The organism is Saccharothrix ecbatanensis (assembly GCF_014205015.1).
Lineage (GTDB): Bacteria > Actinomycetota > Actinomycetes > Mycobacteriales > Pseudonocardiaceae > Actinosynnema > Actinosynnema ecbatanense.
The window spans coordinates 9,203,598-9,219,600 of record NZ_JACHMO010000001.1 but is presented as its reverse complement, the minus strand read 5'-3'; the positions used below and the strand labels follow the sequence as shown (position 1 = coordinate 9,219,600).

Sequence of the window (16,003 nt, the reverse complement as noted above, 5' to 3'; positions counted from 1 at the left end):
ACCGGGCCACCTGCTGAGGGGGCTCTGGCCTCCTCAGCAGGTGTCGTGGCCTTTCGAAAATGGGGTGAGGGACGGAGGGTCGCGGGCGTAGCGTCGGCGACCGTGATCGGTGAAGCGAATGCGGGAGACAACCCTGCGGACGGCTGGTTCCCCGAGAGCGTGGCCGTGGACTACGACGCACCGGGCGGTGCGAACGCACCCGATGTGGTGACGCCCGCGGTGGACGTGCTCGAAGACTTGGCCGACGGTCCGGTCCTCGAGTTCGCCGTCGGCACCGGGCGGATCGCCGCGCCGCTGGCCGCTCGCGGCGTGCCGGTGAGCGGCATCGAGTTGAGTCGGGCGATGGCGTCGCGGATCGCGGGCAAGCCGGGCGGCGACGCGGTCGAGGTCACGATCGGCGACGTGACGACAACGCGGGTGGCCGGTCAGTTCTCACTGGTCTACCTGGTGTTCAACACGATCAGCAACGTGACCACGCAGGACGGGCAGGTCGACGTCTTCCGCAACGCGGCCGCGCACCTGCGGCCGGGCGGGCTGTTCCTCGTCGAGGTCGGCCTGCCGGACCTGCGTCGCCTACCGCCCGGGCAGGACACCGTCCCGTTCACGGTGGCGCCCGGCGTCGACGGCGGCGGGTATGTCGGGTTCGACCAGTACGACGTCGTCACGCAGGAGTTCACGTCGAACCACGTCACCGTGTCACCGGACGGGACAGGGCGGTTCCGCCGCATCCCCTTCCGGTATGCCTGGCCGGCCGAGATGGACCTCATGGCGCGCATCGCCGGGATGAGCCTGAAGTACCGCTGGGCAGACTGGGACCGCTCGGAGCTCACGGCTGAGAGCACCAAGCACGTGTCGATCTGGGAAACGGACCCGAGCACCTGATGGTTGTGAGGCCACACCAGTAAGACGGTTGCCAGACTCCAGAACAACTGGCTTAGGGTTGGCGGCACATGTCTGCCAACTCCGCACACCGATCACTGGACGGGCTTTCCGTCGGCGACGCCTTGGGCGCGCAGTACTTCGTTCCCGGCCATTCCCGCTCCGACCTCACAGCGGGTAGGCCGCCCGCCGGGCCGTGGCCCTGGACGGACGACACCGAGATGGCCTGCCTGCTGCTGGCCGAACTCCTCGACCACGGCCACGTCGACCAGGACCGCCTGGCCGCCTCGTTCGCCGAGCACTGCGAGCCCTACCGGGGGTACGGGCCTGGGGCGGTGGTGGTGTTGCACCGGATTCGGGATGGGGTGCCGTGGCGGGAGGCTGCGACGACGGCCTACCGGGGCGAAGGGTCGTGTGGCAACGGGGCGGCGATGCGGGTGGCTCCGCTTGGCGCGTTCTTCGCGGATGACCTCGACGTCGTGGTCAAGCAGGCGGTCCTGTCGGCCGAGGTGACTCATCTGCATCCGGAGGGGATCGCGGGCGCGGTGGCGGTGGCGGTGGCGGTGGGTGCGGCGATGGCGGGGCCGAATCTGCTGGACGCGGTGCTCGACTACCTGGATGGCAGTGAGGTGCGCCGTGGTGTGGAGGACGCACGTCGGCTGCTTGGACGTCCGACCGCCGAGGCCGCGTACGAGTTGGGCAACGGCTCGCACTCGACCGCCCAGGACACCGTGCCGTTCGCCCTCTGGGCTGCCGCCACGCACGCCGACGACTACCGGGCCGCCATCGTGGCGTGCGTGGAAGCGGGCGGTGACATGGACACGACGGCGGCGATGGTCGGCGGCATCGTCGCCTGCCGCACGGGCGTTCCGGGTGACTGGCTGGCCCTCCGCGAGCCGCTGCCACCAGACTTGCGGACCGGTTCGCCCCTGCCGTGACGGGCACGCGACCTGACAGATCGGTCACCGCCATCTAGTCTGTCTAGACAGACCGGACCGGGCGAGGAGGTTGCGATGAACGGGCACTGGCAGTTGCAGGAGGCCAAGCAGCGCTTCAGCGAGCTGATCAGGTCGGTCGAGACCGACGGTCCGCAGTTCGTCACCAGGCACGGCGAAGAAGTCGCCGTGGTCATCGACATCGCCGAGTACCGACGTCTCCGCGGCGGCGGGGAGGACTTCAAGTCGTTCCTGCGCTCCGCCCCCGATGTCGACCTGGAGATCACCCGGCCGTCGACGCCCGCACGAGCCGTCGACCTGAGCGAGGGCGAGTGAGCTTTCTCCTTGACACCAACGTGGTGTCGGAGATCCGCAAGAAGGTGCCGAACGCCGGCGTTTCCGCCTGGTTCGCGTCGGTTTCCCCGAATGAGCTGTTCTTGAGCGTGCTGGTCGTCGGCGAGATCAGACAGGGTGTCGAGCGGCTGGCCCGACGCGACCCGGCCCAGGCGGAGACGTTCGAGCGGTGGCTGGCGCAGTTGGCCGACGCCTACGGTGACCGGATGGTCCCGGTCACCGCCGAGGTGGCCCAAGTCTGGGGACGCCTCAACGTCCCGGACCCGCTGCCCGTTGTCGACGGTCTGCTGGCGGCGACCGCGCTGGTCCACGGCTGGACGCTGGTCACGCGGAACGTCGGTGATGTCGCGTCATCCGGCGCACGCCTGCTGAACCCCTTCACCGGTTGACCGGTCTCCACGAGACCTCCACCGGATCTCCACGCGCGAACGACCCGGCTCCGTCCATGCTGGAACCAGGGGCACCAGCGCACGGAAGGTCAGGGTCGTGAACAGCAGCTTCAGTGATTGGGTGCAGGAGTTCGAGGCGGAGGCGCGGCGGCGGCAGGAGGTTGGTGACCCCGATTTCACGAAGGCCGCGCGGATGGACGCCGCGGTGGTCGAGAGCGTGCAGCGGTTCCAGGTCGGGGAGGCCGGTGACGGGGCGAACCTGATCGCGAAGGCCGCGGGCGCGGGCGATGGCGACTACGAGAAAGTCGTGCGGATGTTCGTCAAGGAGGAGCAGAACCACGCTCGGCTGCTCGCGCTGCTGCTGTCCTCGGCCGGCGCCCAAACGATCAGCAGCCACTGGTCGGACGTGGTGTTCGTCAAGCTCCGGCGGGCGTTGGGGTTGAAGCTCGAACTGATGGTCCTGCTGATCGCCGAAGTCGTGGCCCTCCGCTACTACCGCGCCCTCCGCGACGGCACCCGCGATCCGCTCACGACCGAGGTGGCCGGACGCATCCTCGCCGACGAGGAACGGCACGTTCCGTTCCACTGCGACCGGCTGCGGGACGCGTTCGCCGGGTGGTCAGGTCCGACGAGAACAGCAGTGACGGCGATCTGGTGGACGCTCCTCTGCGGCGCCGTGATCACGGTCGCCTGGGACCACGGCCCCGCGTTGCGCCACCTCGGGGTGACGCGACGCGGGTTCGCCCTGGACGTCGCCGGCCTGTTCCGGACCGCCCTGGCGAACGCACAAGCAGGTCAGGACCGCCGGAACAGCTTGTTGCCCAGCCAGACGAGCGGGTCGTAGCGCTGGTCCGCCACTCGTTCCTTCATCGGGATCAACGCGTTGTCGGTGATCTTGATGTTCTCCGGGCACACGTCCGTGCAGCACTTGGTGATGTTGCACAGCCCCAACCCGTGGGTCGCCTGCGCCTGGTCCACCCGGTCCGCCTCGTCCAGCGGGTGCATCTCCAGCTCCGCCACCCGCATCAGGAACCGCGGCCCGGCGAACGACTCCTTGTTCTCCTCGTGGTCCCGGATGACGTGGCACGTGTTGTTGCACAGGAAGCACTCGATGCACTTGCGGAACTCCTGCGAGCGCTCCACGTCGACCTGCTGCATCCGGTACTCCCCCGGCCCCACACCGGTAGGCGGCCGGAACGACGGGATCTCCCGCGCCTTCTTGTAGTTGTACGACACGTCCGTCACCAGGTCGCGGATCACCGGGAACGTGCGCATCGGCGTCACGGTCACCGTCTCGTCCTCCGCGAACACCGACATCCGCGTCATGCACAGCAGCCTGGGCTTGCCGTTGATCTCCGCCGAGCACGACCCGCACTTGCCCGCCTTGCAGTTCCACCGCACGGCCAGGTCCGGCGTCTGGGTCGCCTGCAACCGGTGGATCACGTCGAGCACCACTTCGCCCTCGTTCACCTCGACGGTGAAGTCCTCCAGTCCGCCGCCCTGGTCCGATCCGCGCCACACCCGGAAGTGCCCCTGGTACCCCATGTCACCCCTCCAGCTCGTCCGCGGCCAGGTACTTCTGCAACTCACTGTGCTCGAACAACGCCAGCAGGTCCGGCCGGATCGGGATCTGCGCCTCTTCCACGACCTCGACGGCCTCGACCGAGGAGTCGGAGAGCTTGCACACCAACAACTTCCGCCGCCACTCGGCATCCATCCCGGGGAAGTCGTCACGCGTGTGCCCGCCACGGCTCTCGGTGCGCAGCAACGCGGCCCGCGCCACGCATTCGCTGACCACGAGCATGTTCCGCAGGTCGAGCGCCAGGTGCCAGCCGGGGTTGAACTGCCGGTGCCCCTCGACCACCAACGTCGCGGCCCGCCGCTTCAGCTCGCCCAGCCGCTTGATCGCCTGGTCCATCTCGTCGGCCTTGCGGATGATGCCGACCAGGTCGTTCATCGCCTGCTGCAACTCCATGTGCAGCGTGTACGGGTTCTCGCCACCCTCGGCGGAACCGGAGAACGGCGCGACGGCCACCCGTTCCGCCTCGGCCACGGCCGCATCCGAACACACGGGCCGCGCGGAAAGCCCTGCCACGTAATCAGAAGCGCCCGCGCCAGCCCGACGCCCGAACACGAGCAGGTCGGACAACGAGTTGCCGCCCAGCCGGTTCGAGCCGTGCATCCCGCCGGACACCTCACCGGCCGCGAACAGCCCCGGCACCGACGACTCGCCCGTGTCCGGCTCGACCTGCACGCCACCCATCACGTAGTGGCACGTCGGCCCGACCTCCATCGGCTGCGCCGTGATGTCGACGTCCGCCAGCTCCTTGAACTGGTGGTGCATCGACGGCAGCCGCCGCATGATCTCCTCGGCGGGCAGGCGCGTCGACACGTCCAGGAACACACCGCCGTGCTCCGACCCGCGCCCTGCCTTCACCTCGGAGTTGATCGCACGGGCGACCTCGTCACGTGGCAGCAGCTCCGGTGGCCGTCGGTTGCCGGCCGGGTCGGCGTACCAGCGGTCGGCCTCGGCCTCGTTGTCGGCGTACTTGTCCTTGAACACCTCGGGGATGTAGTCGAACATGAACCGCTTGCCGTCGGAGTTGCGCAGCACGCCGCCGTCACCGCGGACCGACTCGGTGACCAGGATCCCCTTCACCGACGGCGGCCAGACCATGCCGGTCGGGTGGAACTGGACGAACTCCATGTTGATCAACGACGCGCCGGCCCGCAGCGCCAGGGCGTGACCGTCGCCGGTGTACTCCCACGAGTTCGACGTCACCTTGAACGACTTGCCGATACCGCCCGTCGCCAGCACCACCGCGGGTGCCTCGAACAGCACGAACCGGCCGGACTCGCGCCAGTAGCCGAACGCGCCGGCCACCCGGCCGTCGTCCAGGACCAGGTCGGTGACGGTGAACTCCTGGAACACCTTCAGCCGCGACTCGTAGTCCCCGGTCTCGGCGAAGTCGTCCTGCTGGAGCGACACCACCTTCTGCTGAAGGCTGCGGATCAGCTCAAGGCCGGTGCGGTCGCCGACGTGCGCCAGCCGCGGGTACTCGTGGCCGCCGAAGTTGCGCTGGCTGATCCGACCGTCCTTGGTGCGGTCGAACAGCGCGCCGTAGGTCTCCAGCTCCCACACCCGGTCGGGGGCTTCCTTGGCGTGCAGCTCGGCCATCCGCCAGTTGTTGAGGAACTTCCCGCCGCGCATGGTGTCCCGGAAGTGCACCTGCCAGCTGTCGTCGGAGTTCACGTTGCCCATGGCCGCGGCGATACCGCCCTCGGCCATCACCGTGTGGGCTTTGCCGAACAGCGACTTGCACAGGACCGCCGTGCGCATCCCGTGTTCCCTGGCCTCGATCGCGGCACGCAGACCGGCACCGCCGGCACCGATCACGAGGACGTCGAACGAATGCCGCTCCACCTCGGGCAAAACAGCTCCCTAGTTGACGAATCGGAGGTCGGAGATCGTCCCGGAGGCGACCAGCGCGACGTAGAGGTCCGTGACGCAGACGAAGATCAGCGAGGCCCACGCCAACTGCATGTGCTTGGCGTTGAGCTTGGAGATCTGCGTCCACGCCCAGTACCGGACCGGGTGCTTGGAGAAGTGCTTCAACCGCCCGCCCGCGATGTGCCGGCACGAGTGGCACGACAGCGTGTACGCGCCGAGCAGCGCGACGTTCACCAGCAGCACGATGTTGCCGAGGCCGATGCCGGTGCTGAACGCGAAGATCGCGTCGTAGATGTTGATCAGCAGCAGGAGCGACGCGACGTAGAAGAAGTACCGGTGCAGGTTCTGGGCGATCAGCGGGAAGCGGGTCTCACCGGTGTACTTGGTGTGGGGCTCGGCCACCGCGCACGCGGGCGGGGACAGCCACGCCGCCCGGTAGTACGCCTTGCGGTAGTAGTAGCAGGTCACCCGGAAGCCGAGCAGGAACGGGATGATGATCACCGGCGGGGTGAGGAACCCCGGCAGCTCGGGCAGCAGCCGGCCGAAGTGCGCCGCGTTCGGCAGGCACTCCGCGGTCAGGCACGGCGAGTACATGGGCGTGAGGTAGCGGTACTCGTCGACCCAGTAGTGGTCGCCCATGAAGGTCCGCACGCCCGCGTAGATGGAGATCAGGAGCAGGCCCACGAACGTCATCAGCGGGGGTAGCCACCACCGGTCCGTCCGCAACGTGCGCTGGCCTATCTGCGCCCTCATACCTCACCTCGTTCCACTTCGTTGTGGGCGTGAAGAATGCTGTGGTGCGAGACACATTGTGGCGTGGGACACAGTGCAGGGCCGGGAAAGGGAGCGGCCCCCGCGTGGTCACGCGGGGGCCGGTCGGGGTTCGTTCAGGTGCGTTGGCTGCGGTAGCCGCCGAGACCTTCGTCGTCGGCGTCGCTCCACAGCTTCGGGTCGTAGGGCGTGTCGGGGACGACGACGACCTCCCGTTCGGCCCGGGGCGCCTCGCGTTGCCGGGGCGTGCTGTCCAGGTCGAGCAGCTCGGTCGCGTCGATGTCCAGGCGTTCGACGTCGTTGGCCAGCCTCTGCACCGCGGCCACGTCGCCGTACCGCGCGCGCAGGCCGCCGACGCAGTGGCGCAACTGGCCTAGCGCCCGGCGCAGCTCCACGATCTCGGAGGACGTCATGGTCAGCACCTCCCTCGGGGTCCGGTCCGTGTGCCGACTCTGCCAAGTAGAAAGCGCTGTGACAAGGACCACAACCAACCCAGTCGTGTCTCATGATCTGAATCGGTTTTGTGACGATCATGAGTCGTGACATAGTGTGCGAGCTGTCACGTCCGTCCGTGCGACGCCAGCGCTGTCGTCCACCGGGCCCACCACGGCCCGTGATCACCACCGGAGACAGCGAACCCATGAGCGTGCATCCCGTCGTCACCGACGTGACGGCTCGAATCGCCGCCCGCAGCGCCGCCGGCCGGTCCGCCTACCTCGAACGCATCGCCCAGGCCCAGCAGGATGGCCCCGCCCGGCGCGACATGGCGTGCAGCAACCTCGCGCACGGCTTCGCCGGGATCACTGGCGGTGACAAAGACCTCCTTCGTGCACTGCGTCGCCCGAACGTGGCGATCGTGTCCGCGTACAACGACATGCTGTCCGCACACCAGCCCATGAACGAGTACCCCGCGTGGATCAAGGACGCGGCGCGTGCCGTCGGCGGTGTGGCCCAGTTCGCGGGCGGCGTGCCCGCCATGTGCGACGGCATCACGCAGGGCCGCGCGGGCATGGAGCTGTCCCTGTTCAGCCGTGAGGTCATCGCGATGGCCACCGGTATCGCCCTGTCGCACGAGATGTTCGACTCGGCGCTGCTGCTCGGCGTGTGCGACAAGATCACGCCCGGCCTGCTGATCGGCGCGCTGTCGTTCGGGCACCTGCCCGCGATCCTGGTGCCCGCAGGCCCGATGAACTCCGGCCTGCCGAACTCGGAGAAGGCCCGGGTGCGGCAGCTGTTCGCGGAGAACAAGGCGTCCCGCGAGGACCTGCTGGAGGCCGAGGCTCAGTCGTACCACAGCCCCGGGACCTGCACGTTCTACGGCACGGCCAACTCGAACCAGCTCGTGGTCGAGGTCATGGGCCTGCACCTGCCCGGCGCGAGCTTCGTGCCGCCGGGGACCAAGCTGCGCAAGGCGCTGACCGAAGAGGCCGCGCGGCGGGCGGTGGAGATCAGCCGCGGCGAGGAGTACACGCCGATCGGGCACGTGGTCGACGTGAAGTCGGTCGTCAACGGCGTGATCGCGCTGCTGGCCACCGGCGGGTCGACCAACCACACGATGCACCTGGTGGCCATCGCGTCGGCCGCGGGCATCGAGCTGAACTGGGACGACTTCTCCGAGCTGTCCTCGGTGGTGCCGCTGCTGGCGCGCGTCTACCCGAACGGTTCGGCGGACATCAACCACTTCCAGGCGGCGGGCGGCGTGTCGTACCTGGTCTCGACGCTGCTGGACGCCGGTCTGCTGCACGCCGACGTGCAGACCGTGGCCGGTCCCGGGCTGGACCGCTACCGACAGGAGCCGGTGCTGGTCGAGGGCGTGCTGATGTGGCGTCCCGGCCCGCCGCACTCGCTGGACACCGACGTGCTGCGGCCCGTGTCGGAGCCGTTCGCGGCCGACGGCGGCCTGCGCATGCTGTCCGGCAACCTCGGCCGTGCGGTGATCAAGGTGTCTGCGGTCAAGGCCGAGCACCGGATCGTGGAGGCGCCCGTGCGGGTGTTCACCACGCAGGAGGCGTTCAGCGCCGCGTTCAACGCGGGCGAGCTGGAGCGGGACGTGGTGGTCGTGGTCCGGCAGCAGGGGCCGCAGGCGAACGGGATGCCCGAGCTGCACAAGCTCACCCCGGCGCTGGGCGTGCTGATGGACCGCGGGTTCAAGGTCGCGCTGGTCACCGACGGTCGGATGTCCGGCGCGTCCGGCAAGATCCCGGCCGCCATCCAGGTCACCCCGGAGGCGGCCGTCGGCGGGCCGTTGGCGCGCGTGCGGGACGGTGACGTGCTGCGGCTCGACGCCGAGACCGGCACGCTGGAGGTGTTCGTGGACCCGGAGGAGCTGGCCGGGCGTGAGCTGGTGGACTTCCCACCGGACGCGCAGGCGTGGACCGGCACCGGTCGGGAGCTGTTCGCCGCGCTGCGCCGGGCGGTCGGGCCCGCGGACCGGGGCGCGAGCGTGTTCGGACCGATCGCGGCCTCGCACTTCGAGGGCCAGTTCAACCAGGAGGTTTCCCGGTGACCACCAACTCAGCGACCACCACCCCGGCGCACGCCACGGCGGCGGACCTGTTGGCGCTGTCGCCCGTCATCCCGGTCGTCGTCGTGGACGACGCCTCGCACGCCGTGCCGCTGGCGCAGGCGTTGTTGCGCGGTGGTGTCCGGGTGATCGAGCTGACCCTGCGCACGCCCGCCGCGCTGGCCGCGATCGAGCGGGTGGCGGCGGAGGTGCCGGGCATCGTGATCGGCGCGGGCACGGTGACCACGCCGGAGCACGCGGAGCAGGCGGCGAAGGCCGGTGCGGCGTTCCTCGTGACGCCGGGGTCGACGGACCGGGTGCTGGACGCGGCCGAGGACACCGGGCTGCCGTTCCTGCCGGGTGTGGCGACCGTGTCGGAGGCGATGCGGCTGGTCGAGCGCGGTCTGACGTCGCTCAAGTTCTTCCCGGCCGAGGCCGCGGGCGGGGTGGACTACCTGAAGTCCATCGGCGGCCCGTTGCCGGGCCTGCGGTTCTGCCCGACCGGTGGCATCACGCCGGAGAGCGCGCCGCGCTACCTGGCGTTGCCGAACGTCGGCTGCGTGGGCGGGTCGTGGCTGGCGCCGAAGGACGCGCTGGCCTCGGGTGACTTCGCCCGGATCGAAGACCTGGCCAGGGCCGCCGCCGCCCTTTAGGTCCTGGCCAGTGGGGCGTCTCCCTTCACGGGGAGGCGCCCTTCTTCGTACTCTCGCCCCCTGATCCCTGCCGGCGCTGCCTACGGCGATAGCGTTGGGCCGTTCACTTCGGGGGAGGTAGTGAGGGATGAGCGCGCGACGAACCACGGTGGTCGCCGAACCGCACGGCCAGGTGGCGCTGGTGTCCGTCGGGTTCCCGTTGGTGGGTGCGGGCGTGGTGTGGGGTTTGAAGTCCGTCGCCGGCTGGGTGGCCGACCTGTCCTGGGCGCCGATGCAAGGGCCGTTCCGGTTGGTGGCGTCGATTCCGGAGCCTTGGGCGACGATCGGGTCGCTGGCCGTGGGCGCCGTGCTCGGGCTGGTGGTGGCCGGGATCGCGGCGCACGAGCGGCTCGTGGTCGAGGTGTTCAACGAGGGTGTCGAGCTGCTGCGGGGTGGGAAGCACCGGAGCTTCGACCGGACGCTGGTGTCCGGGGCGTTCCTGGACGGCAAGAAGCTCGTGCTGCTCGGGGTGGACACCGGTGAGCTGGCCCGGGAGAACCACGACCTGAAGCCGGCGGAGCTGGCGGACGCCTTCCAGTCGCACGGGTACCAGTGGCTCGAAGGCGGTGACCCGTACCGGGACGACTACCGGCGGTGGGTCGACGGGTCGCCGGGGTTGCCGCCGGGGGCGAACGCGTTGTTGAAGGTGCGGGCCGAGGCGTTGCGCAAGGGCGACAACACGGACGCCGCCGAGCTGCGCGACGAGCTGAGCCGCCTTGGCGTCGTGGTGCGCGAGGAGAAGAAGCGCCAGTACTGGCGCCTGACCCGCCAACTCCCCTGACCTCCACCGTCCACTGCGGCACCGTCCACTCCGGGACTGTCAGGGGGGCGGCGCCGGGTCAGAACTGGGTCAGGTCGTCCAGGGTCGTGGTGTCCTCGCCGGCCCGGCGCAGCTCTTCGCGCACGATCCGGTAGGCGAGGCCTTCCGCGTAGCCCTTCCGTGCCAGGGCGGAGACCAGGCGGCGGATCTTGGTGGTGTCGTCCAGGCCCGCCATGGTGCGCAGCTTCTTGCGCACCAAATCCCGCGCCCGGTCTTCCTCAGCCTGGTCGTCCACGGCCGCGACGGCCTCGGTGACCACCTCGTCCGCCACGCCCTTGCGCCGCAACTCCATCGCCAAGGCCCGCCGACCCAGACCCTGGTAGGTGTGCCGGGAACGGACCCAGACCTCGGCGAAGGCCACGTCGTCGATCAGGCCCGCCCGGTCGAACTTGGCCAGCACCAGTTCGGCCGTCGGCTCCGTGATGCCCTTGCGCAGCAGCGCGTCCTTCAACTCCACGCGCGTCCGTGCCCGAGCGGTGAGCAGCGCGTAGCAGATGTCCGTCGCCTTGCGCTGCTCCTTCGCCGGGTCGACCGGTACCGGCTCGGTGTCGTCGGCCGAAGGGTCGCGGGACAGCCCGCGACCACGGCCACCTCGCCCTGCCATGCCAGGTTAGAACTCGACCGGCGCCGCCGGAGCGGTGTCGTCGGCGTCGAGGGTGGCGCCGATACCCAGCTTGTCCTTGATCCGCTTCTCGATCTCGTTGGCCACGTCCGGGTTGTCGCGCAGGAACTTCCGCGCGTTCTCCTTGCCCTGGCCCAGCTGGTCGCCCTCGTAGGTGTACCAGGCGCCCGACTTGCGCAGGATGCCCTGGTCGACGCCCATGTCGATGAGCGAGCCCTCACGGCTGATGCCGTGGCCGTAGAGGATGTCGAACTCGGCCTGCTTGAACGGCGGGGCCACCTTGTTCTTCACGACCTTGACCCTGGTGCGGTTGCCGACCGGCTCGCCGCCGTCCTTCAGGGTCTCGATGCGCCGCACGTCCAGCCGCACCGACGCGTAGAACTTCAGCGCCTTGCCACCGGTCGTGGTCTCGGGCGAGCCGAACATCACGCCGATCTTCTCGCGCAGCTGGTTGATGAAGATCGCGGTGGTGTTGGAGTTGCTGAGCGCGCCGGTGATCTTGCGCAGCGCCTGGCTCATCAGGCGGGCCTGGAGACCCACGTGGTTGTCGCCCATCTCGCCCTCGATCTCGGCGCGCGGCACCAGGGCCGCCACCGAGTCGATGACCAGGATGTCGAGGGCGCCGGAGCGGACCAGCATGTCCGCGATCTCCAGCGCCTGCTCACCGGTGTCCGGCTGGGAGACCAGCAGCGCGTCGGTGTCGACGCCCAGCTTCTTCGCGTAGTCCGGGTCGAGCGCGTGCTCGGCGTCGATGAACGCCGCGATGCCGCCGGCGCGCTGGGCGTTGGCCACGGCGTGCAGCGCCACCGTCGTCTTACCGGAGGACTCAGGGCCGTAGATCTCCACCACGCGGCCACGCGGCAGGCCGCCGATGCCCAGCGCCACGTCGAGCGCGATCGCGCCGGTGGGGATCACCTGGAGCGGGGCGCGGACCTCGTCGCCGAGCCGCATGACCGAGCCCTTGCCGTACTGCTTGTCGATCTGGGCCAGGGCCAGTTCGAGGGCCTTGTCCCGGTCGGGTGCCTGGGGTGCCATCTGGAGTCCACCTTGGAGTGTCTTGGGGTCGCTGTGCGATGTCGGGGCCGACGTTACGGGTGGGGTCCGACAATTTCGGGTGGGGACCAGGTCACCAGCGGGGTGTCGTCACCCGGTCGTGTCGGGGAGTGTAGCCGAACAGGTGTTCGACCGCCTGGTCGACACACCGGGTCACGCCCGGTCACCGCCGCTGTTCCGGCACGTCGAAGGCGTCGCAGACGGCCAGCCAGACCTCCTTGACCTGCAGCCCCGCCTCCAACGCCTCGTCGGGCGTCCTACCGCCGAGGGCCGACAGCACGTGGTCCCTGGCCACCATCTCCGCTCTGACCTGGCCGAACTCGTCGGCCATCCGCCCGCGGAACACCGTGATGCGCATCGACGCCAGGCTATCGCGCCGCCTTCCGGGCGGGGCTGTCGACGTAGTAGGCCGTCAAAGCGAGGGTGGTCGTCAACGCGGGGCAGCGGCGACCAGACCGCCGTCGATGATCAGGTCCTGCCCGTTGATGTAGGACGCATCACCGGAGGCGAGGAACGCAACCGCGCCGGCGACGTCGTCAGCGGTGCCGATGCGACCGGCGGCCACCGCGGCGACGACGGCGGCTCCGGCCTCGGCGGAGACGTTGTCGTGGAACATCGGGGTCTCGATGTAGCCGGGGCTGACCGAGTTGACCCGCACTCCCCTGGGCGCCAGCTCGGCCGCGAGGGTGTGCGCCAGGTTGTGCACGGCCGCCTTGGTCGCCGCGTAGAGGGACGCGCCGGCCAGGCCGCGGTGCAGCGTCCACGACGCGTTGATCACGATCGCGGCGTGGTCGGACAGCAGCGGCAGGGTCTTCTGGATGGTGAAGAACACCCCTTTGAAGTTGATGTCCACGACGCGGTCGAACTCGGCCTCGGTGACGTCGCCGTTCGGCTGGAACGAAGCGACGCCCGCGTTCGCGAAGACCACGTCCAGCCGCCCGTGCCGGTCCAGGATCACGGCCGTCAGCGCGTCGAGGTCGGTGAGGCTCGCCACGTCGCCGCGCACCGCGAGGACGCCGTCACCGCCGTCCAGCTCGTCGACCACGGCGTCCAGCCGGGTCTGGTCGCGCCCGGTGACGACCACCTGGGCGCCCTCGGCGAGCAACCTCCGCGCGGTGGCGAGCCCCATGCCGCTCGTGCCGCCGGTGATGAGCGCGATCTTGTCCTTGAACCGGGAAGTAGCGCTGTGCGTCATGGGGTCCAGCGTGCCGACCGGCGTGGGGCGCAAACAGTGCGCGCTCAACCTGGGAGCGGCACCACCACCCTCGGCCCTGATCAGGCCGAGGCGGCCTGCACGCCGTGCTGCAGCCGTTCGAGCCGCTCCTCGGTCCCCGTCCCGGGCCGCGGGTTGTGCAGCTCCAGGAACCGGTCCGAGCGGTCGGCCACCGCCAGGGTCGTCACGTCGAAGACCAGGTCACCGGCCTCGGGGTGGTGGATCGCCTTCACCGCCTGGACCGGGGCGCCCACCTCGTGGCGTGCCCACAGCTCGGCGAACTCGGTGCTCGCGGCGCTGAGCGCGTCGACCACCCGGTCGAACTCCGGGTCCGCGGGCGCGTGCGCCGCGTCGGCGCGGAAGGCGGCGACGACGACCGGTGCGACCGATGCCCAGTGGACGTGCATGTCGCGGTACCGGGCATTGGTGAAGAACGTGATCAGGCAGTTGTGGTCGGTGTCGTCATAGCCGAACACGGTCCGGGTCGCGGCGTTGATCGCGAGCAGGTTCCAGTACCGGTCCCGGAGGATCGCGGGCCGCGGCGTCCACGCGTCGACCAGGCGCCGCAACTCCGGACCGACCGCGTCACCGCGCGCACCACCGACCCGTGGCGGGTTGAGACCGGCCAGCACGTACAGGTGCGCGCGTTCGAGGGCGGTCAGGCGCAGCGCACGGCTGATCGCGTCGAGCACCTCGGCCGAGACGGTGATGTCGCGGCCCTGCTCCAGCCAGGTGTACCAGGACACGCCGACCCCGGCGAGCGCGGCGACCTCCTCGCGCCGCAGCCCCGGCGTCCGGCGCCGGCCCACCGCCACGATGCCGACGTCAGCGGGCGTGAGCCGCGCCCGGCAGGTCCGCAGGAAGTCGCGGAGCTGTTCTCGCCGACGCAGTCTCACCGCGGGGGATTCGCTGGTCACACGCCACGGTAGCAACGAGCCCGGTCAGCGCACCGCCTTCCAGGCAGGGCTGTCGACGTAGTGGTTGTCGAACCGGTCCTGCGAGTCGCGGATCTCCTGCGGGCTCGCCTCACCGCGCTGCACGCGGTCGAGCAGTCGGTAGTAGTCGAACCGGCCCATGCCGGGCGTGAAGACGAACAACACGTCCGCGTCGGCGCCCTTGAGCGCGCCGAAGGCGTGCGGCACGCGTGGCGGCACGACGAGGAAGTCGCCGCGTTCCAACGTCACCACGTCCTCGTCCAGCAGCACCTGGAGCGTCCCGTCGAGCACGAAGAACAACTCCGAGGCGCGGGTGTGGAAGTGCGGCGGCGCGCCGTCCGAGCCGTCGCGGAAGGTGGACCGGTTGCTGGTCAGGCCGTCCAGGTCGGCGAGGAGGGTGACGATGGCGGCGGGGTCGGCGTCGAGCTTTTCGGCCTGGGCGGCGCGGACGAGGAGCGTGTTTTCCATGAGGTCGAGCCTCGTCGCCGGCAGGACCCCGAACAACGACGGAAACCGGATAGAACGATAACCTGGCAGTTATGGAACGGCGTGACCTGGAGGTTTTCCTGACGTTGGCGGAGGAGCTGCACTTCAGCCGCACCGCCGAGCGCCTGCACGTCTCCCAGGCGCGGGTCAGCCAGTCCGTCAAGCAGCTGGAACGCCGCATCGGCGCGCCCTTGTTCGAGCGCACCAGCCGCCGGGTCGCGCTCACCCCCATCGGCCGCCGGCTGCGGGACGACCTCGCACCGGCCTACCAGCAGATCGTGGACGGCATAGCGCGCGCTGTGGAGGCCGCACGCGGGACGGACCTGCTGCGGGTCGGGTTCGAGGCGCCGGCCGTCGCCGACCTCGTCACGGACGTCCTCGACACCTTCCGCGCCCGCCACCCCGGCAGCGAGGTGCGCGTCCGCGAGGCCCCGTTCACCGACCCGTTCGCGCTGCTCAGGGCGGATGAGGTGGACGTGCTGGTGACCTTGTTCCCGGTGGACGAACCCGATCTGACGTCCGGTCCGGTGGTCTTCGAGGAGCCTCTGGTGCTCGCCGTGTCCGACACGCACCCGTTCACGCGGCAGAAGTCCGTGACCCTGGAGGACCTGGCCCGCGACACGGTCTTCCGTGCCTCCTACTGGCGTGACACGACCCCCCACGGGGCGCCTGTCAAGCGTGGACGGGACCTCACGACGTTCCAGGAACTGCTCACCGCGATCGCCGACGGCGAGGGCGTCTGCCCGTTGGGCGCGCACGCGGTCGGCTACTTCACCCGTCCGAAGATCGCGTTCCTGCCGCTGGTGGACGCTCCGCGCGTGGCGTGGGGACTGGTCTGGCGCAGTGCCGGCGAAACGGCCCGGGTCCGCGAATTCGCCGCGGCGGCGCGCTAACCTCGAA

General features: G+C 69.9%; 19 protein-coding genes. 9 read left to right on the top strand and 10 right to left on the bottom strand.

The annotated features are described in order from the left end of the window. Nucleotides 1-102 precede the first annotated feature (102 nt). From F4560_RS41220 to F4560_RS41200, 5 genes are all read left to right on the top strand, one after another. Nucleotides 103-882, top strand: coding sequence for a methyltransferase domain-containing protein (locus F4560_RS41220; protein WP_184928433.1), 780 nt, complete (start codon nt 103-105; stop codon nt 880-882). A gap of 68 nt (nt 883-950) precedes the next feature. Further along, nucleotides 951-1,817: an ADP-ribosylglycohydrolase family protein gene (locus tag F4560_RS41215; protein ID WP_184928432.1), complete on the top strand. Its 867-nt coding sequence runs from the start codon at nt 951-953 to the stop codon at nt 1,815-1,817. Nucleotides 1,818-1,892: 75 nt separating this feature from the next. Then, on the top strand, nt 1,893-2,150 hold the full coding sequence (locus F4560_RS41210) for a type II toxin-antitoxin system Phd/YefM family antitoxin (RefSeq protein WP_184928431.1): 258 nt from the start codon (nt 1,893-1,895) through the stop codon (nt 2,148-2,150). Beyond that, nucleotides 2,147-2,557, top strand: coding sequence for a type II toxin-antitoxin system VapC family toxin (locus F4560_RS41205; protein WP_184928430.1), 411 nt, complete (start codon nt 2,147-2,149; stop codon nt 2,555-2,557). The genes F4560_RS41210 and F4560_RS41205 overlap by 4 nt, the downstream gene beginning before the upstream one ends. 97 nt (nt 2,558-2,654) lie before the next feature. Beyond that, nucleotides 2,655-3,401, top strand: a complete 747-nt coding sequence (locus F4560_RS41200; protein ID WP_184928429.1) for a ferritin-like domain-containing protein — start codon at nt 2,655-2,657, stop codon at nt 3,399-3,401. Here the strand turns inward: F4560_RS41200 and F4560_RS41195 are convergent. From F4560_RS41195 to F4560_RS41180, 4 genes are all read right to left on the bottom strand, one after another. Further along, a complete protein-coding gene (locus tag F4560_RS41195) occupies nt 3,353-4,102 on the bottom strand; it encodes a succinate dehydrogenase/fumarate reductase iron-sulfur subunit (RefSeq protein ID WP_184928428.1) in 750 nt (249 codons plus the stop codon). The two genes, F4560_RS41200 and F4560_RS41195, sit on opposite strands and share 49 nt — an antisense overlap. 1 nt (nt 4,103) lies before the next feature. Then, complete coding sequence (locus tag F4560_RS41190) at nt 4,104-5,990, bottom strand: fumarate reductase/succinate dehydrogenase flavoprotein subunit (RefSeq protein WP_184928427.1); 1,887 nt, start codon at nt 5,988-5,990, stop codon at nt 4,104-4,106. A gap of 9 nt (nt 5,991-5,999) precedes the next feature. Continuing rightward, complete coding sequence (gene sdhC / locus F4560_RS41185) at nt 6,000-6,761, bottom strand: succinate dehydrogenase subunit SdhC (protein WP_184928426.1); 762 nt, start codon at nt 6,759-6,761, stop codon at nt 6,000-6,002. Nucleotides 6,762-6,895: 134 nt separating this feature from the next. Continuing rightward, on the bottom strand, nt 6,896-7,192 hold the full coding sequence (locus tag F4560_RS41180) for an Rv0250c family protein (RefSeq protein ID WP_184928425.1): 297 nt from the start codon (nt 7,190-7,192) through the stop codon (nt 6,896-6,898). Nucleotides 7,193-7,419: 227 nt separating this feature from the next. On the opposite strand from F4560_RS41180, the gene edd reads away from it, so the two are divergent. The 3 genes from edd (at nt 7,420) to F4560_RS41165 (ending at nt 10,755) form a co-directional block, all read left to right on the top strand. Continuing rightward, entirely contained in the window at nt 7,420-9,285 is a 1,866-nt protein-coding gene (gene edd, locus F4560_RS41175) for a phosphogluconate dehydratase (protein WP_184928424.1), read from the top strand. Beyond that, the gene (gene eda, locus F4560_RS41170) at nt 9,282-9,935 is read left to right on the top strand and encodes a bifunctional 4-hydroxy-2-oxoglutarate aldolase/2-dehydro-3-deoxy-phosphogluconate aldolase (RefSeq protein WP_312869791.1); all 654 of its coding nucleotides are present in this window, start codon (nt 9,282-9,284) and stop codon (nt 9,933-9,935) included. The genes edd and eda overlap by 4 nt, the downstream gene beginning before the upstream one ends. A gap of 127 nt (nt 9,936-10,062) precedes the next feature. After that, nucleotides 10,063-10,755: a YqeB family protein gene (locus tag F4560_RS41165; RefSeq protein WP_184928423.1), complete on the top strand. Its 693-nt coding sequence runs from the start codon at nt 10,063-10,065 to the stop codon at nt 10,753-10,755. Between the two features lie 58 nt (nt 10,756-10,813). On the opposite strand, the gene F4560_RS41160 is transcribed toward F4560_RS41165, so the two are convergent. The 6 genes from F4560_RS41160 to F4560_RS41135 all read right to left on the bottom strand — a co-directional run bounded on the left by F4560_RS41160 (nt 10,814) and on the right by F4560_RS41135 (nt 15,085). After that, on the bottom strand, nt 10,814-11,398 hold the full coding sequence (locus F4560_RS41160) for a regulatory protein RecX (protein WP_184928422.1): 585 nt from the start codon (nt 11,396-11,398) through the stop codon (nt 10,814-10,816). Between the two features lie 6 nt (nt 11,399-11,404). Beyond that, entirely contained in the window at nt 11,405-12,451 is a 1,047-nt protein-coding gene (recA, locus tag F4560_RS41155; protein ID WP_184928421.1) for a recombinase RecA, read from the bottom strand. A gap of 181 nt (nt 12,452-12,632) precedes the next feature. Next, nucleotides 12,633-12,827: a DUF3046 domain-containing protein gene (locus F4560_RS41150; RefSeq protein ID WP_184928420.1), complete on the bottom strand. Its 195-nt coding sequence runs from the start codon at nt 12,825-12,827 to the stop codon at nt 12,633-12,635. Nucleotides 12,828-12,899: 72 nt separating this feature from the next. Continuing rightward, the gene (locus tag F4560_RS41145) at nt 12,900-13,664 is read right to left on the bottom strand and encodes a glucose 1-dehydrogenase (RefSeq protein WP_184928419.1); all 765 of its coding nucleotides are present in this window, start codon (nt 13,662-13,664) and stop codon (nt 12,900-12,902) included. An 80-nt stretch (nt 13,665-13,744) separates the two neighbouring features. Continuing rightward, entirely contained in the window at nt 13,745-14,578 is an 834-nt protein-coding gene (locus tag F4560_RS41140) for a helix-turn-helix transcriptional regulator (protein ID WP_312869790.1), read from the bottom strand. Between the two features lie 45 nt (nt 14,579-14,623). Beyond that, nucleotides 14,624-15,085 (bottom strand): cupin domain-containing protein, encoded by a 462-nt coding sequence (locus tag F4560_RS41135; RefSeq protein WP_184928417.1) that lies wholly within the window; start codon nt 15,083-15,085, stop codon nt 14,624-14,626. Between the two features lie 71 nt (nt 15,086-15,156). Here F4560_RS41135 and F4560_RS41130 point away from each other — a divergent pair, with 71 nt between their 5' ends. Continuing rightward, complete coding sequence (locus F4560_RS41130; RefSeq protein ID WP_184928416.1) at nt 15,157-15,996, top strand: LysR family transcriptional regulator; 840 nt, start codon at nt 15,157-15,159, stop codon at nt 15,994-15,996. Nucleotides 15,997-16,003: the final 7 nt, after the last annotated feature.